This is a genomic window from Streptomyces sp. NPDC048191 (assembly GCF_040652655.1).
Lineage (GTDB): Bacteria > Actinomycetota > Actinomycetes > Streptomycetales > Streptomycetaceae > Streptomyces.
Genome location: NZ_JBEZMO010000013.1, coordinates 139,369 through 154,070, shown reverse-complemented (window position 1 = coordinate 154,070; position 14,702 = coordinate 139,369). Strand labels below are relative to the sequence as shown.

Sequence of the window (14,702 nt, the reverse complement as noted above, 5' to 3'; positions counted from 1 at the left end):
GGCCCACTCAGCCGCCTGACAGGACCCTGACCAGGTCTTCCGCGGTGCGGCAGCGGTCCAGCAGTTCCTTGACGTGATTTCGCGTTCCGCGTAGTGGTTCCAGGGTTGGGACGCGCTGCAGCGAATCGCGGCCGGGGAGGTCGAAAATCACCGAGTCCCAGCTCGCGGCCGCGACGTCGTCGGCGTACTGCTCCAGGCAGCGGCCCCGGAAGTAGGCGCGGGTGTCCTCCGGTGGCTTGGTGCGGGCCTTGTCGACCTCGGACTCGTCCAGGAGGCGCTTCATGCGGCCGCGGGCCGCGAGGCGGTTGTAGAGGCCCTTCTCGGCCCTTACGTCGGCGTACTGGAGGTCGACGAGGTGGAGGCGGGCGGCGTCCCAGTCGAGGCTGTCGCGCCGGCGGTAGCCCTCCATGAGTTCACGCTTGGCCACCCAGTCCAGTTCGCCGGCGAGGCTCATGGGGTCGTGCTCGAGCCGGGTGAGGGTGTCCTCCCAGCGGGCGAGGACGTCCTTGGTCTGGTCGTCGGCGTCCGCGCCGTAGCGCTCCTCCACGTACTTGCGCGACAGCTCGTAGTACTCCATCTGGAGCTGGACGGCGGTCAGGGTGCGGCCGCTGCGGAGGGTGATCAGGCGCTTCAGCGACGGGTCGTGCGAGACCTGGTGGAGTGTGCGGACGGGCTGGTCGACCGCGAGGTCCACCGCGATGAAGCCGTCCTCGATCATGGACAGGACCAGGGAGGTCGTGCCCAGTTTGAGGTAGGTGGAGATCTCGGAGAGGTTGGCGTCGCCGATGATCACGTGGAGGCGGCGGTATTTCTCCGCGTCCGCATGGGGTTCGTCGCGGGTGTTGATGATGGGCCGCTTCAGCGTCGTCTCGAGGCCCACCTCGACTTCGAAGTAGTCGGCGCGCTGGCTGATCTGGAAGCCGTGTTCGTGGCCGTCCTGGCCGATGCCGACGCGGCCGGCGCCTGCGAAGACCTGGCGGGAGACGAAGAAGGGGGTCAGGTGGCGCACGATGTCGGAGAAGGGGGTTTCCCGCTTCATCAGGTAGTTCTCGTGCGTGCCGTAGCTGGCGCCCTTGTTGTCGGTGTTGTTCTTGTAGAGGTGGATGGGCTGGGCGCCGGGGAGCTGGGCGGCTCGTTCGGCGGCCTCGGCCATGATGCGTTCGCCGGCCTTGTCCCAGAGGACGGCGTCGCGGGGGTTGGTGACCTCCGGTGCGCTGTATTCGGGGTGGGCGTGGTCGACGTAGAGGCGCGCGCCGTTGGTGAGGATGACGTTGGCGAGGCCGATGTCCTCGTCGGTGAGCTGGCTGGCGTCGGCGGCTTCTCGGGCGAGGTCGAAGCCTCGTGCGTCCCGTAGCGGGTTCTCTTCCTCGAAGTCCCAGCGGGCCCGTCGGGCCCGGTGCATCGCCGCCGCGTAGGCGTTGACGATCTGGGACGAGGTGAGCATGGCATTGGCGTTGGGGTGGCCGGGGACGGAGATCCCGTACTCCGTCTCGATGCCCATTACTCGCCGTACGGTCATGCGGCCCTCCTTGCCCGGCGGCACCCTCGGTCGTGGGCGCCGCTCACGTACCGCTGGCGCTCCGGTGCGTGTGCGGTGCCCGTCCCCGCACTGCGCGACTCGGCGGTAGGAACGAGCCTAGAACGCCTTTGCGCTGGTGGGGAGATCATTTGCGTCATTGCGTGCTCCGGTCGTGGCCTGAAAACGCGAGGGCTGCGGGTACCCGGTGAGGGCACCCGCAGCCGCCCTGGTGTTACAGGTACTGACCGGTGTTCGCCACCGTGTCGATGGAGCGTCCGGTGTCCGCGCCCTGCTTTCCGGTGATGAGGGTACGGATGTAGACGATCCGTTCGCCCTTCTTTCCGGAGATGCGGGCCCAGTCGTCGGGGTTGGTGGTGTTGGGCAGGTCCTCGTTCTCCTTGAACTCGTCCACGCAGGCCTGGAGGAGGTGGGAGACGCGGAGACCCTTCTGGTTCTTTTCGAGGAAGTCCTTGATCGCCATTTTCTTGGCGCGTCCGACGATGTTCTCGATCATGGCGCCGGAGTTGAAGTCCTTGAAGTAGAGGACTTCCTTGTCGCCGTTGGCGTAGGTGACTTCCAGGAAGCGGTTTTCCTCGGATTCGGCGTACATCTGCTCGACCGCCGTCTGGATCATGCTCTGGACGGTGGTTTCCTTGCTGCCGCCGTGCTCGCTGAGGTCGTCGGCGTGCAGGGGGAGGCGCTCGGTGAGGTACTTGCCGAAGATGTCCTTGGCGGCCTCGGCGTCGGGACGCTCGATCTTGATCTTCACGTCGAGCCGGCCGGGGCGGAGGATGGCGGGGTCGATCATGTCCTCGCGGTTGGAGGCGCCGATGACGACCACGTTCTGGAGGCCTTCCACGCCGTCGATCTCGGCGAGCAGCTGGGGGACGATGGTGTTTTCCACGTCGGAGCTGACGCCGGAGCCGCGGGTGCGGAAGAGGGATTCCATTTCGTCGAAGAAGACGATGACGGGGGTGCCCTCGCTGGCCTTCTCGCGGGCACGCTGGAAGACGAGGCGGATCTGCCGCTCGGTCTCGCCGACGTACTTGTTGAGGAGCTCGGGGCCCTTGATGTTGAGGAAGAAGCTCTTGCCGGCGGCCTGTCCGGTGACCTCGGCGACCTTCTTGGCGAGTGAGTTCGCGACGGCCTTGGCGATGAGTGTCTTGCCGCAGCCGGGGGGGCCGTAGAGCAGGACGCCCTTGGGCGGGCGCAGCTCGTGCTCCTTGAAGAGGTCGGGGTAGAGGTACGGCAGCTCGACCGCGTCGCGGATGGCTTCGATCTGGTTGCCGAGCCCGCCGATCTGCTCGTAGCCGATGTCGGGGACCTCTTCGAGGACGAGTTCTTCGACCTCGCTCTTGGGGACGACCTCGTAGACGTAGCCGGAGCGGGGTTCGAGCAGGAGGGCGTCGCCGGGGCGGATGGTGACGTCCAGCAGCGGCTCGGCGAGCCGTACCACCCGCTCCTCGTCGGTGTGGCCCAGTACGAGGGCGCGCTCGCCGTCCTCGAGGATCTCCTTGAGGGTGACGATGTCGCCGACGCGCTCGAACTCCATGGCGTCGACCACGTTGAGCGCTTCGTTGAGCATGACTTCCTGGCCGCGCCGCATGTCGTCGAGGTCGACGCTGGGGCTGACGTTCACCCGGAGTTTGCGGCCGCCGGTGAAGATGTCGGCGGTGCCGTCCTCGTTGGCCTGCAGGAAGACTCCGAAGCCGGCCGGCGGCTGGGCGAGCCGGTCGACTTCTTCCTTGAGGGCCACGATCTGGTCGCGGGCCTCGCGGAGGGTGTTGGCCAGCCGTTCGTTCTGGGCGGACACGCCGGCCAGGTTGGTCTGCAGCTCGACGATCCGCTCTTCGAGAATCCTCGTGTGTCGCGGAGAGTCGGCGAGCTTGCGTCGCAGGACGGCGATCTCCTGCTCAAGGTAGGCGATCTGCCCGGCCGGGTCGTCGGACCCTCGTCCCGGGCGGATGCCGCGGTTCATGTCGTCGTCGTGGGCTGCCACGGTCCTCACCTCCTCCAAGGGGAGCTGGACGCTTCCAGACCCTACCTGGGTGGGTGTCGATTGAAACCCCTAGATCACAATGACTGTCAAGGTGTGTCGTCGGTCACCCGTTGCGCTCTCCCTCGCACGGAGGGGATACCCACTCAACGTGATGTGGAAGCAGCTTGTTCCGGGCATCGGATGGTCAAAACCCTTCAGGAGTGGCCGGAGTTGTCCCTTCCGGGGCTGTTCGGCCGGAAGTCGGGCAGTACGAAGGGCGCTCGCGCGGTCATCACGCAGAGCGACGGTGCGGGCGTCGGATGTCACGGCGGGCCCGGCTTGAAGTCGTCGTCGCCGTGGCGGGGATGTGTCGGTTCTGGTCGGTCGCTGCTACCCGAGGGTACGGGAGCGGAAACCCTGTGCCGGTGGACGGCCGTCCGGAATGGGCGCGGGGGTAGGGTCGGGGGTGTTCAACAGCCGCTGGCGCGGACCCGGCTGGCCCTGGTGGTGCCGGCTCGCGCCGGTGTACCGACGGCAGGAGAGGTGACCGTGCAGCAGGAGGCTCCGGGCGGAGAGGCGCTGGAGGTCTGGATCGACCAGGACCTGTGTACCGGCGACGGGATCTGTGCCCAGTACGCCCCTGAGGTGTTCGAGCTGGACATCGACGGGCTGGCCTATGTGAAGGGCGCGGACGACGAGCTGCTGCAGGCCGCGGGTGCGACGACGCCGGTGCCGCTGCCGCTGCTGACGGATGTGGTGGACTCGGCGAGGGAGTGTCCCGGGGAGTGCATTCATGTGCGCCGGGTTTCGGACAGGGTGGAGGTGTACGGGCCCGGCGCGGAGTGAGTGCGGCCCTGGGCCCCGGCTAGGGGGCCGGGCCGGGTGTCAGACGCTGTGGGCGTCGGCGGGGGTGGAGCGGACGAACGCGTTGCCGTTCCACCGCCACTTGGTCGGGGTCTTCACGTCGGGGCAGCAGTTGGGGACGGCGTCGGAGGAGTAGCCGAGGAGGGTGGCGCCGACCGTGCCCGCGTGCAGCGAGAGGTGGGTGACGGTGAGCCGGTCCTTGGGGTCGACGAGGGTGGCGACGACGCGGGGTGTGCCGTTGTCCGCGGAGCGGGTGAGGACGTAGACGCCGTCGGGCGGGGTGCCCATGGCGGAGTCGCAGTGGACGACGGCGACGGTTTCCGGTCTGCCGTCTCCGTCGAGGTCGCCGGTGGTCTTCTTGGCGACGACGGCTTTCACGGGTCCGCATTGCAGCGGGAAGTCGACGCCGGTGGTGGCGGGCGGTGCGACGGCCGCGGGCTTGTGCGGTGTGCCGGTGGTGGGCTGGGCGGCCGTGGCCGATCCGGGCTGCACGAAGGAGGAGAGGGCTACGACGCCGGCGACGGCTGTGGCGGTGGCGACCCAGTGGATGGGCCGGGTGTGGGTGTGGGCGAGCTCCGGAACGGCGGATTGCTGCACTAGGAGTGTCTCCTGTGAGGGCTGTGCCGGTGGGGGTGGCCAGCATGGTGCCACACGTCACAGTGCGGGGGAACGGCGGGGTCCGGGATTTCCGCAGGCGGGGCGTCCACGGGTGGGGCGGGCGTTCGTTCGTGGGCTTGGGAGTCCTGGTGTGCTGTCAACGGACGGGCGCCGTACCCGAGTTCCCGCCGGTCGGTGGGAACTCGGGCACGGCGCCCTGGCGTTGTGGGGTGTGCGGGGTGGTCAGCGGCCGGCGCCGCCGTCGGCGTTGGGTCCGGCGTAGTCCTCGCCGTAGGCGCCCTTGGCGGGGCGGCGGCGGCGCATGGGCGGCTCGACGCCGTCGGCGAGGCGGCGGGCGGTGAGCAGGAAGCCGGTGTGACCGATCATGCGGTGGTCGGGCCGGACGGCCAGGCCCTCGATGTGCCAGTTGCGGATCATGGTTTCCCAGGCGGTCGGCTCGTTGAAGCAGCCGATCTCGCGGATGGACTCCACGGTCCGGGCGAGCTGGGTGGTGGTGGCGACGTAGCAGCACAGGATGCCGCCGGGGACGAGTGCCTTGGAGACGGCCTCCAGGCATTCCCAGGGGGCGAGCATGTCGAGGATGACGCGGTCGACGTCGGTGTCGGACAGGTTGTCCTGGAGGTCGCCGACGGTGAGCTGCCAGGCGGGGTGGGGGCCGCCGAAGTAGCGCTCGACGTTCGCCTGGGCGATCTCGGCGAAGTCCTCTCGGCGCTCGTAGGAGTGCAGCATGCCCTGGTCGCCGATGGCGCGCAGCAGGAAGCTGCTGAGCGAGCCGGAGCCGACGCCGGCCTCGACGACGCGTGCGCCGGGGAAGATGTCGGCGAAGGCGAGGATCTGCCCCGCGTCCTTGGGGTAGACGACGGCTGCCCCGCGGGGCATGGACAGGACGTAGTCGGGGAGCAGGGGGCGCAGCGCGAGGTAGGCGACGTTGCCGGTGGTGCGGACAACGCTGCCCTCGGGAGCGCCGATCAGTTCGTCGTGCGGGAAGGAGCCCTTGTGGGTGTGGAAGTTCTTCCCGGCTTCGAGCGTGAACGTGTAGTGGCGACCCTTGGGGTCGGTCAGCTGTACCTGGTCCCCGACCTTGAAGGGCCCGCGCCTGCGGGCGGCACCGGTCGGTTCGGACATGTGACCAGCGTACCGGTTCCCGTGCGGGGGTTTGGCCGACGGAGGGGGTGGGGCGATCGTGGGCGGTGCGGGTGGGGGCGCTATACGGCGGGCCGTGCCATGGCCCTGACGAAGGCCCGCTCCACGTCGGCTGCTGACAGGACGCCGTAGATCTCGCCGGTCTCCTCGACCACGAGGTATTCGGTGGCGGGGGTGGCCCGCAGGACGTCCAGAAGCTCTTCCCCGGCGAGTTCGGCGGAGACGCGCATGCCGTCGGTGAGGTCCTGGGCGAGGCCGCTGACGGCGACCCAGGGGCGGCGGTGTTCGGGGACGCCGACGATGGCGGACTCGCGGACCAGGGAGAGGGGGTTGCCGTGGGCGTCGACGACGACGAGGGCGCGGGCGCCAGCGGCGTTGGCGCGGCGCAGGGCTTCGGAGAGCGGTGTGTCGGTCTGGACGGGTACGGCGCGGCGGGTGAGGGTGCGGGCGCGGAGTTCGGGGAGGTGTTCGCGCAGGCGGGCCATGCGCAGGCTGTTGCCGGCGCCGGTCCAGATGATCGCGGCGAGGATGGCGGCGAGCAGGGCGTCGGTGACGGTGTCCATGCCGCCCACGTCCTCGTTGTTGCCGCCGAGGGCGCCGGACTGGTTGAGCAGGGGCAGGCCGATCAGGACGGCGACGGCGAGGGCACGGCCGACCCAGGCGGCGGCGACGGTGCCGCTCATGGGTTTGCCGGTGATCTTCCAGACGACGGCGCGGAGCATACGGCCGCCGTCCAGGGGCAGGCCGGGCAGGAGGTTGAAGATCGCCACGATGAGGTTGGAGATCATCAGGCCGGCCAGCAGGACGCCGGGGACGGTGCCGGGCTGGACGGGCTTCATGGCGAGGTAGAACACCCCGGCGAGGACCAGCGAGAGCAGGGGACCGACGAAGGCCAGGACGAACTCGCGTCCGGGGGTCTCGGCTTCCTTCTCGATCTCGGAGACGCCGCCGAAGAACTGCAGCTGGATGCGGCGGACGGGGAGTTTGAAGCGGATCGCGGCGACGGTGTGGGCGAGCTCGTGGACCAGGACGGAGGCGTAGAAGGCGACGGCGAAGAACAGGGAGACCAGGTAGCGGGCGGCCCCGAGACCGGGCAGCACGCGGTCGAGCTGGCCGCCGAAGACCCAGGTGATCAGCGCGGCGACGAGGAACCAGCTCGGCGCGACGTACACGGGCACGCCGAACGGCCGGCCCATCAGGATTCCCCCGCCGGGCTCCTTGGGCCGCGGCTGCGGTGGCTCGCCCTTGGCGATACCGGAGTGCGCGAGGGCCCGATGCTCGTGCCGCGCCTCGCGCCCGGCGCCGGGGGATCCGGCGTCCTCGGGCCCGGTGGGGTGGGACGGTGCGTCTTCGGGCGGGGTGGCGCTGCCGGTGTCGGTCGTGTCCCGGGTCGGGCCGCCGGCACCGGGGGGCTGCGGCTCCGTGCCGCGGGTGTCACCTGCGGTGCCGGTGTCCTGTCGGCCGGCGACAGGACCCTCAGAGGCCGGGCCGTTGGTTACGCCGGTGCCGCCCGGAGCCCCGCTCGTGCCCGGCGTGGCTTCGGAGCCCGTGGTCCCGGCGGCGCCGGCGGTGTCCGCGCGGCCGGCGGTTCCGCCGGTGTCCGGGCCGCCGGCGTCGGACCGTGCGCCGCTCGTGCCGGGCTCGGCCGCGGCGTCGGTGGCCCCGTCGCCGTCGGCACCGGTGGCCTCCTGAGCGTCACCGGAGGCGTCGGCGCTGGTGGGCTGTGGGTCGGCCGGGGGGCGGCCGGGCTCCGGGGAGGCGTCCGTGGATACCTGCACGTCGCCAGGGGCGTCGGCGCCGGTGGGCTGTGGGCCGGTCGGGGGCCGGCCGGGCTCCCGGCCCGCCTCCGTGGATTCCTGCGCGTCGCCGGGGGCGTCGGCGTCGGTGGGCCGTGGGTCGGCCGGGGGGCGGCCGGGCTCCGGGGCGGCGTCCGTGTCGTTGGGGGTGTCGGTGGTGGGACGGGGGGCGTCGTTGCTGTCGGAGGGGGCCGGGGGGCGGTTGGGGGCGGCGGGGGTCTTCGGGGGGCGGCCCTTCGTGTCCTGTGCGGCGGTGTCGGACGGCGGGCTTCCCTGAGGCTCCGAGCCGCCGCTGGGGTCGGTCGCCGGGGCCGTTGGACCTGCGGGGTGCTGGGTCGGCTCGTCGTTGCCGGACCGCGGCTGCCCGCTCCCGCCGCTCACGTCCACGATTTCCCCTCGTTCGAAGCGTCTTCCGTACCTGCCGGACGGAAGGGTCTCTGGTCGATGGTATGCGGCCGTGGTGGCGCGTTTCGCCCCGGCACCCCTTGTGTTTGCCCCGCGGTCGCGTGGCCGAACGCGCTGTGGCTGGGTCACTGTCAGTGCTGGGCCGTAAGGTCTGTGGACATGGACAGCAGCATGGAGGACGCGGGAGCCCGCGAGGGCGGCGCCGAGCAGTCGGATCCGGCCGTGGAGCCGCTCCCCACGCCCCCGACGGCCCCGCCGGAGGCCGGTGCCGAGCGTGTCGCCATCGCGCCCACCTCGCTCTCCCCGTCCCGGGCCGGCGATTTCATGCAGTGCCCGCTGCTGTACCGGTTCCGGGTGATCGACCGGCTGCCGGAGAAGCCGAGCGCGGCGGCGACCCGGGGCACGCTGGTGCACGCGGTGCTGGAGCGGCTGTTCGACGCGCCCGCGGCGGAGCGGACGGCGCCCAGGGCCAAGGCGCTGATCCCCGGCCAGTGGGACCGGCTGCGGGAGAGCAGGCCGGAGGTCACGGAGCTGTTCGCCGACGATCCGGACGGGGAGCGGCTGGCGGGGTGGCTCCAGGAGGCCGAGCGGCTGGTCGAGCGCTGGTTCACGCTGGAGGATCCGACGCGGCTGGAGCCGGCCGAGCGGGAGCTGTTCGTGGAGGCCGAGCTGGAGTCGGGGCTGCGGCTGCGCGGGATCATCGACCGGGTGGACGTGGCACCGACGGGCGAGGTGCGGATCGTCGACTACAAGACGGGGAAGGCGCCGAGGCCGGAGTACTCCGAGGGCGCGCTGTTCCAGATGAAGTTCTACGCCCTGGTGGTGTGGCGGTTGAAGCGGGTGGTGCCGCGCCGGCTGCAGCTGGTCTATCTGGGCAGTGGGGACGTGCTGACGTACGACCCGGTCCTCGCCGATCTGGAGCGGGTCGAGCGCAAGCTGCACGCGCTGTGGGAGGCCATCCGCCGGGCCACGGAGACCGGGGAGTGGCGGCCGCGTCCGACCAAGCTGTGCGGCTGGTGCGACCACCAGGCCCACTGCCCCGAGTTCGGTGGCACTCCCCCGCCGTATCCGTTGCCGTTGAGGGCGCCCGAGTCGGGGCCGGTGGCGCAGGGCAGAATGGGCCCGGACTAGCGAAGGAGTGTCAGGTGGCCATCCGTGTCCTACTGGTCGACGACCAGCCCCTGCTGCGTACGGGTTTCCGGATGATCCTGGAGGCCGAGCAGGACATCGCGGTCGTGGGCGAGGCCGGTGACGGTCTGCAGGCCCTCGATCAGGTACGGGCCCTGCAGCCGGACGTGGTGCTGATGGACATCCGTATGCCGCGGATGGACGGGGTGGAGGCGACCCGGCAGATCACCGGGCCCGACCGGTCCGGCCCGGCGAAGGTGCTGGTGCTGACCACGTTCGATCTGGACGAGTACGTGGTGGAGGCGCTGCGGGCGGGTGCCAGCGGCTTTCTGCTGAAGGACGCGCCGGCCAATGAGCTGGTGCAGGCGATCCGGGTGGTGGCGGCCGGTGAGGCGATGCTGGCGCCGAGCATCACGCGTCGGCTGCTGGACAAGTACGCCACGCATCTGCCGTCCGGTGAGGAGCCGGTGCCGGACACGTTGAACACCCTCACCGACCGCGAGGTGGAGGTGCTGAAGCTGGTGGCGCGGGGGCTGTCCAACGCGGAGATCGCGGCCGATCTGTTCGTCAGCGAGACGACGGTGAAGACCCATGTGGGGCATGTGCTGACCAAGCTGGGTCTCAGGGACCGGGTGCAGGCGGCGGTGTACGCGTACGAGAGCGGACTGGTGCGCCCCGGCGCGCAGTAGCTCCCCGGGCCTGTCCGATACGACGGCGAAGGGCGCTCCTCCCCCGTGGGGAAGGGGCGCCCTTCGCGTCAACGGGCGTCAGCTCTTGCTGAGTTCCCAGAACCGGAACACCGTGGAGGCGTCGAGGCAGTACTCCAGGCCGTAGACGCCGTCGCGGACGACCGCGTACTGCTTGGCCTGCCACAGGGGCAGGACGGGCAGTTCGGCGGCGACGATGTCCTGCAGCTGCCCGAAGTCCTTGTCGGTGGCGGCGCGGTCGCTCTGTGCGGCGGTGCCGGGGATGAGCGTGCCGGTGATGGTGCGGTTGGTGTAGTTGTTGTCCAGGACGTTGCCCTTGCCGAAGAACGGCGCGGTGAAGTTGTCGGGGTCGGGGTAGTCGGGCACCCAGCCCTTGACGTACACGGCGTACTTGCCGGCCGCGATGTCCTTCTCGTACTGGTCGAAGGCGACGGACTTGACGTCGGCGTCGAAGAGGCCGCTGGCGTTGAGCTGGCCGGCGATGGCCTTCAGTTCCTCGTCGGTGGCGGGGCCGTAGCGCGACGGCGTGGACCACAGGGTGAGCTTGACCTTGCCGGTGATGCCGGCGGCGCGCAGTGCGGCGGCGGCCTTGGCCCGGGAGGGGCGGGCGCCGTAGGTGTCGAAGAAGGCCGTGTTGTGGGCGGTGATGCCCGCCGGGATGACCGAGTACAGCGAGTTGGCGGTGCCCTGGTAGACGTTCTTCATGAGGGCGTCGCGGTCGACGAGGTAGGCCATGGCCTTGCGGACGCCGAGCTTGCCGGCGACCGGGTCCTTCATGTTGAAGACCAGGTGCTGGACTTCGGCGCTGGTGCCGTCGATGACGTCGACGCCCTTGCTGCCGCCCTGCTGGTCGAGGCCGGCGATGTCGGAGGCGGACAGGCCACGGTAGGCGATGTCGACGTCGCCGTCGAGGAGGGCGCTCTTGAGGGCGGCGCGGTCGCCGTGGAAGAACTTCAGGGTGACGCCGGAGTTCTTGACCTTGGCGGTGCCCCGGTAGTTTCCGTTGACCGAGAAGACCGCCTTGTCCTTGTCGAAGGAGTCCAGCTGGTAGGGGCCGGAGCCGACCGCCTTGTGGTCGGTGCGCAGGTGGCCGGCGGCGTACTGGCGGTGGTCCACGATGGAGCCGGCGCCGGAGGCTATCTTGCTGGGGAAGGTGGCGTCGGAGGACTTCAGGTGGAAGACCACGGTCTTCGCGTCCGGGGTGTCGACGCTGCCGAGCATCGGGAACATGACCGCGGGCCCCGAGGGGTCGTTGATCTTCAGCGTGCGGTCGAAGGAGAACTTGACGTCCTCCGAGGTGAGCGGGTCGCCGTTGCTGAATTTCAGGCCGCTCTTGAGGGTGCACCGGTAGACCGTGGCCTGGGAGTCGGTGAAGGAGCAGGCCTTCGCCAGTTCCGGCTGGGGTTCGGTCTGTCCCTTGGGGAAGCTCAGCAGCGACTGGAAGACGTTGTCGAACAACAGCCAGGAGCCGGGGTCGTAGCCGGAGGCCGGGTCCGTGGCGAGGACGTCGTCGGACATCCCCATCACCACGGAGGAGCCGGTACCCCCGGAATCACCGGTCTCCGAGCCGCAGCCGGTCAACAGGCCGGAGGCCAGCCCCGCCACGATGGGCAGGACCGGCCACTGGTTGCGCATGTTCACTTGCGTGTGCCTTGTCGTCGGTTCGTCAGCCCGGGGCCACCGTCCCGGCCCCGGGTCACCGGACCAACCGTACCTGGCCCCGGTTGAGAGCCGTCAGCCGCTCACACCGCGGCCGAGCTCCCACAGCTGAAGCGTCGAGGAGGAGTTGAGGGCGTAGGCGACGCCCGTGATGTCGTCCCGTGCGGCGACGTACTGCTTGCCCTGCCACAGCGGGAGGACCGGAACGTCCTCGGCGACCGTGTCCTGGATCTGCTGCAGGCTCTTGGCGGCGTTGAGGCGGTCGGCCTCGCGGCGGGACTGCGGGATCAGGGTGCGCTGGATGGTGGTGTTGGAGTACGGCGAGCCGAGGAAGTTGTCCTTGTCGAGGAAGGGCGCGAGGAAGTTGTCGGCGTCGGGGAAGTCGGGGAACCAGCCCATGCCGTAGACGTCGTACTGGCCCTTCTGCTCGGCGGGCCGGAAGGTCTCCCAGGGGTGGCCCTGGATGGAGGCGTCGAACAGGCCGCTGTTGTTGAGCTGCTTCTGCAGGATCTGGAACTCCTGCTTGGTGGCCGAGCCGTAGTGGTCGGTGGTGTAGTGCAGGGTCAGCTTGACCGGGGTGGTGATGCCGGCCTTGGTGAGCAGGTCCTTGGCCTTGGCGGTGCTCGGGTTGCCGTACTTGTTGAAGAACGAGTTGGAGTGGCCGGTGAGGGTGGCCGGGACGAGCGAGTACAGCGGCTCGGCCTGGGTGCCGTAGACCTTGCCGACCAGTTCGGCGCGGTTGATGAGCTGGGCCATGGCCTGGCGTACGGCCTTGGACTTCACGCTGGAGGCGTCGGTGTTGAAGGCCAGGTAGCGGATTTCCAGGCCGGGCATGTCGACGAGGTCGACCTTGTCGTCGCTGCCGGCGTCCAGCTTCTGGATCTGGGCGGGCGACATGGTGCGGGTCATGACGTCGATGTCACCCTTGTCGATCGCGGCGCCCATGGCGTCGGCGTCGGTGAAGGAGCGCAGTTCGACCTTGTCGTTGTTCACCTTCACGGCGCCCTTGTAGCCGGGGTTCTTGGTGAAGGTGGCGGCGGTGATCGCGTTGCCGTTGACGTCGGCGTGGAAGCTGTACGGGCCGGAGCCGTCGACGTCGAAGCCGTTGCGCAGCTTGTCCTTTTCGTAGTCCTTCGGGTTGATGATGCCCGCGACCGGGGTGGACAGCTTGTACGGGAAGGTGGCGTCGGCGGTCTTGAGGTGGAAGATGACCTCGCGGTCGCCCTGCGTCTCGACGGTGTCGATGGTGTTCAGCAGGGAGGACACGCCGCTGCTCGATTTGATGCGCAGGGCCCGCTCGATGGAGAACTTGACGTCCTTGGCGGTCACCGGGTCGCCGCTCGCGAACTTCAGTCCGTCGCGGAGCTTGCAGGCGTAGCGCTCGCTGCCGCTGTCGGTGAAGGAGCAGCTCTCGGCGGCGTCCGGGATGGGGTCGCCCTCGCCCTTGGGCTGTGCCATCAGGGTCTGCACGGTCTGGCGCAGGATGTTCCAGGTGCCGACGTCGTAGGCGTAGGCGGGGTCGAGGGGCGCCGGCGCGTCGCTGGTGGCGGTGAACCGGTCCGTGGTACCGACGACGATGGCGTCGCCGCCCTTGCTCCCGCTGTCGGATCCGCCGCACGCGGCGAGAACCGGGGTGAGCAGGCCGGCGACGGCCGGCAGCACCAAAGTCTTGCGGTTCATGCGGGAGTTTCTCCAGAGCTGTTCGGGTCCGTGTATCCGGCATGCATGGTGGTGCGGCGGATCACGGGGGGTTGCGGCGATGTTCTCGCGATGAGATTAGTCCGCGCCCGCAGGAGGGTTCACGGCCGCGTGAGTTGACCCCCCATCACGCAGTGAAACCGGGTGCGGACACACCGAAAACCCGACAGCGGCAGGATTAGTGCAGCTTTCCATCAATCGGGACACAAGGACTCGCCGATCCGGGCCCGCAGGGGCCGTTCGGCACACCCGGCACGGCCTGTCGAGGGCTGCCGGGGTGGTGAACGTCACACTTTCTACTGTGTGGTGAGTCAGCGGAATTCGGCCGGGCGGCCGGCCGGGAATTCCACCGGGGTGTACTTCCCCGGAAATTTGTCCAACCGGGCCAATGGACTTTTCACACTGGGTGAACGGCTAGCGCATTTCCGTCATCAGGCCCCGCAGAAATGCCAGGTCGACCTCTTCCAGGGAGGTCACCACGGTGCGTCCGGCGGCGGGGGTGATGGGAGCCACGGAGGGTACGGCGACCACGCGGCAGCCCGCGGCCTCGGCGGCGGCGACACCGGTCGCGGTGTCCTCGACCACGGCGCATCTCTCCGGCAGCGCGTCGAGGCCCGCCGCGGCGAGCAGGTAGGGGTCGGGGAAGGGCTTGGTGCGGGAGACCTCGTCGCCGGCGACGGACAGGGCGAAGTGGTGCGGGCCGAGCACGCTCAGCACACGGTCGATGATGCGCCGGTGGGAGGCCGAGACCAGGGCCGTGGGGACGGCCTGCTCGTGGAGTTCGGCGAGCAGGCGGGCGGCGCCCGGCATCAGCGGCAGGGCACGGTCGATCCGGTCCTCGAAGCCCTCGTTGAGCAGCGTGGTGAGTTCGGCGAGGGTGATGTCGGCGCCGGTGGCCTCGATGAGGAACCCGGCGCTGCGGGTCATGGGTCCGCCGACCACGACGTGCCGCCAGGAGTCGTCCAGGGCGTGGCCGAGAGCGGCGAAGACCTCGACCTCGACGTCCCACCAGAAACCCTCCGTGTCCACCAGGGTGCCGTCCATGTCGAGGAGCACCGCCTGCAGGGCGGAGCCTTCGGCCGTAAGGGTTCCTAGCGCAGGGACCGTGCTGGTCATCCGGGCGCACCTCCTTGAGGGACGATCAGGCCGGTTCCCGGAGGGGGAACCGGCCTGCGGTGGACCGACAA

General features: G+C 69.8%; 11 protein-coding genes. 3 read left to right on the top strand and 8 right to left on the bottom strand.

Annotated features, from left to right (window positions below; translation table 11 throughout):
• Nucleotides 1–7: 7 nt before the first annotated feature.
• Nucleotides 8–1,519, bottom strand: coding sequence for a depupylase/deamidase Dop (gene dop / locus AB0D93_RS22115; RefSeq protein WP_362121774.1), 1,512 nt, complete (start codon nucleotides 1,517–1,519; stop codon nucleotides 8–10).
• A 232-nt stretch (nucleotides 1,520–1,751) separates the two neighbouring features.
• Nucleotides 1,752–3,518: a proteasome ATPase gene (gene arc / locus AB0D93_RS22110; RefSeq protein ID WP_362121772.1), complete on the bottom strand. Its 1,767-nt coding sequence runs from the start codon at nucleotides 3,516–3,518 to the stop codon at nucleotides 1,752–1,754.
• A gap of 522 nt (nucleotides 3,519–4,040) precedes the next feature.
• Here arc and AB0D93_RS22105 point away from each other — a divergent pair.
• Entirely contained in the window at nucleotides 4,041–4,343 is a 303-nt protein-coding gene (locus tag AB0D93_RS22105) for a ferredoxin (RefSeq protein WP_362121770.1), read from the top strand.
• Nucleotides 4,344–4,382: 39 nt separating this feature from the next.
• On the opposite strand, the gene AB0D93_RS22100 is transcribed toward AB0D93_RS22105, so the two are convergent.
• From AB0D93_RS22100 to AB0D93_RS22090, 3 genes are all read right to left on the bottom strand, one after another.
• Nucleotides 4,383–4,958, bottom strand: coding sequence for a hypothetical protein (locus AB0D93_RS22100; protein ID WP_362121768.1), 576 nt, complete (start codon nucleotides 4,956–4,958; stop codon nucleotides 4,383–4,385).
• A gap of 243 nt (nucleotides 4,959–5,201) precedes the next feature.
• Entirely contained in the window at nucleotides 5,202–6,104 is a 903-nt protein-coding gene (locus AB0D93_RS22095) for a tRNA (adenine-N1)-methyltransferase (RefSeq protein ID WP_184971000.1), read from the bottom strand.
• An 80-nt stretch (nucleotides 6,105–6,184) separates the two neighbouring features.
• Nucleotides 6,185–8,305 (bottom strand): site-2 protease family protein, encoded by a 2,121-nt coding sequence (locus AB0D93_RS22090; RefSeq protein WP_362121766.1) that lies wholly within the window; start codon nucleotides 8,303–8,305, stop codon nucleotides 6,185–6,187.
• A gap of 342 nt (nucleotides 8,306–8,647) precedes the next feature.
• Here AB0D93_RS22090 and AB0D93_RS22085 point away from each other — a divergent pair, with 342 nt between their 5' ends.
• Nucleotides 8,648–9,454 carry a PD-(D/E)XK nuclease family protein gene (locus AB0D93_RS22085; protein ID WP_362121935.1) on the top strand — a complete coding sequence of 269 codons (807 nt, stop codon included), beginning with the start codon at nucleotides 8,648–8,650 and terminating at the stop codon, nucleotides 9,452–9,454.
• Nucleotides 9,455–9,468: 14 nt separating this feature from the next.
• Nucleotides 9,469–10,140 (top strand): response regulator transcription factor, encoded by a 672-nt coding sequence (locus AB0D93_RS22080; RefSeq protein ID WP_228618649.1) that lies wholly within the window; start codon nucleotides 9,469–9,471, stop codon nucleotides 10,138–10,140.
• A 78-nt stretch (nucleotides 10,141–10,218) separates the two neighbouring features.
• On the opposite strand, the gene AB0D93_RS22075 is transcribed toward AB0D93_RS22080, so the two are convergent.
• The 3 genes from AB0D93_RS22075 to AB0D93_RS22065 form a co-directional block, all read right to left on the bottom strand.
• Nucleotides 10,219–11,799 carry an ABC transporter substrate-binding protein gene (locus tag AB0D93_RS22075; RefSeq protein WP_362121763.1) on the bottom strand — a complete coding sequence of 527 codons (1,581 nt, stop codon included), beginning with the start codon at nucleotides 11,797–11,799 and terminating at the stop codon, nucleotides 10,219–10,221.
• A gap of 93 nt (nucleotides 11,800–11,892) precedes the next feature.
• Nucleotides 11,893–13,497, bottom strand: a complete 1,605-nt coding sequence (locus AB0D93_RS22070) for an ABC transporter substrate-binding protein (protein ID WP_362121761.1) — start codon at nucleotides 13,495–13,497, stop codon at nucleotides 11,893–11,895.
• A gap of 432 nt (nucleotides 13,498–13,929) precedes the next feature.
• Entirely contained in the window at nucleotides 13,930–14,631 is a 702-nt protein-coding gene (locus AB0D93_RS22065) for an HAD family phosphatase (protein WP_362121759.1), read from the bottom strand.
• Nucleotides 14,632–14,702 lie beyond the last annotated feature (71 nt).

What these genes read in the sequence shown, in the direction of transcription:
- AB0D93_RS22085 (WP_362121935.1), top strand. Translation starts at nt 8,648, where the DNA reads ATGCAGTGCCCGCTGCTGTACCGGTTCCGGGTGATCGACCGGCTGCCG.
- AB0D93_RS22065 (WP_362121759.1), bottom strand. Translation starts at nt 14,631, where the DNA reads ATGACCAGCACGGTCCCTGCGCTAGGAACCCTTACGGCCGAAGGCTCC.
- AB0D93_RS22070 (WP_362121761.1), bottom strand. Translation starts at nt 13,497, where the DNA reads ATGAACCGCAAGACTTTGGTGCTGCCGGCCGTCGCCGGCCTGCTCACC.
- dop (WP_362121774.1), bottom strand. Translation starts at nt 1,519, where the DNA reads ATGACCGTACGGCGAGTAATGGGCATCGAGACGGAGTACGGGATCTCC.
- AB0D93_RS22095 (WP_184971000.1), bottom strand. Translation starts at nt 6,104, where the DNA reads ATGTCCGAACCGACCGGTGCCGCCCGCAGGCGCGGGCCCTTCAAGGTC.